Raw genomic sequence first — 1,768 nt, forward strand, 5'->3', positions numbered from 1 at the left:
CGGCGGTGTACAACATGCCGTTGGCGTTGCGGTTGTCGGGAGAGTTGGATGTGGCGGCGTTGCGAGCCGCGGTGACCGATGTGCTCGACCGGCACGAGGTGCTGCGCACGATGTATCCCAGTGACCGAGCGGGTCCGGCGCAGGTGGTGCTGCCGGTGGAGGCGGTCGGGGTGGATCTGTCACCGGTACCGGTGACCGAGGCGGAATTGATACAACGGGTGGGGCAGGTGTTGGGGACGGGCTTCGATGTGGCGGCGGCGGTGCCGGTGCGAGCGAGGCTGTTCCGAGTCGGGGACGAAGAGCATGTGCTGGCGGTAGCGGTGCATCACATCGCCGGGGACGGATCATCGATACGGCCGTTCGCGCGAGATGTCATGGTGGCCTATGCAGCACGGTCACGGGGGCAGATGCCGGGATGGGCGCCACTGCCGGTGCAATACGCCGATTACGCGTTGTGGCAGCGGGAAATGCTCGGGGAGGCCGACGATCCGGAATCGATGGCCGGGCGGCAACTCGCATTCTGGAAACGGGAGTTGGCCGGGCTCGCGGAGATGCTGGCGTTGCCGACCGACCGGCCCCGACCCGCGGTGGCCTCGATGCGGGGTGGGCGGATCGAGTTCACCGTCGAGGCGGGCCTGCATCGGCGGGTGAATGTGTTTGCCCGCGAGCATGATGCGACCTCGTTCATGGTGGTCCATGCGGTGTTGACGGTGTTGCTGGCACGGCTGTCGGGCAGTGACGACATCGCCGTGGGCACCCCGATCGCCGGTCGCGGTGAGCACGAGCTCGACGATCTGGTCGGGATGTTCGTCAACACCCTGGTGCTGCGCACCCGGGTGGAACCGGGGTCGTCGTTCCTTTACCTGCTCGAACACACCCGGGAAGTGGATCTGGCGGCGCTCGCGCACGCGGAGGTGCCCTTCGAGTGGCTGGTCGAGGAACTGGCACCGGCACGCTCGACAGCGCACGCACCGCTGTTCCAGGTGCTGCTGGTATTCCAGAACTTCGCACCAGCGGGATTCGAGCTGCCGGGGCTGACCGTCGAGGCCATGCAGGCCGACCTGCCGGTGGCGAAGTTCGACCTGCAATCGACCTTCGTAGAGCGACTCGGGCCCGACAATGCTCCGGCCGGGATGGATGTCGAATTCACCTTCGCGACAGACCTGTTCGACGAGACGACAGTCCACGGATTCGCCGACCGATTCGTGCGGATTCTCGAAGCGGTGACCGCGGACCCGGCGATGCCGGTCGGGGATCTGCCTCTGCTCGAGGCACACGAGTTGCAGCGTATGGCGGTGTGGAACGAGACCGCGCATCCGGTACCCGAACGGCAGTTGCTCGACGGATTCGCGGCGCAGGTGGCGGCGACCCCGGACGCGGTCGCGGTGGTGTTCGAGGACGTTCGGTTGGCCTATGCCGAACTCGGTGCCCGCGTCCACCGGCTGGCCCGGCATCTGATCTCGCTCGGAGTGGGTCCGGAAACGCTGGTAGCGGTGGCCATGCCGCGGTCGATCGAGTTGTTGGTGGGCATCTACGCGATCGTCGAGGCTGGCGGGGGGTACGTGCCGGTCGATCCCGACCTGCCTGCCGAACGCATCGGGCAGATCTTCAGCGTGGCCGAGCCGGTGTGTGTGCTGACCACCGGCGAGGGGACAGCTCTTCCGGAGACATCCACCGTGCCGGTGCTGCGCATCGACGCGCTCGATCTCACGGAAACGAGTGCCCTCCCGGTCGCCGATGCGGAGCGGATCGTGCCGTTGCGGCCGCA

1 protein-coding gene is annotated in these 1,768 nt (G+C 67.1%); it reads left to right on the plus strand.

The genetic code is table 11. The features are described 5' to 3' along the window. Positions 1-14: 14 nt before the first annotated feature. The coding region (locus tag AC3EO7_RS37710; RefSeq protein WP_488186324.1) for a condensation domain-containing protein at positions 15-1,768 on the plus strand (1,754 nt) is incomplete at its 3' end.

It is taken from the genome of Nocardia sp. bgisy118 (genome assembly GCF_057708605.1).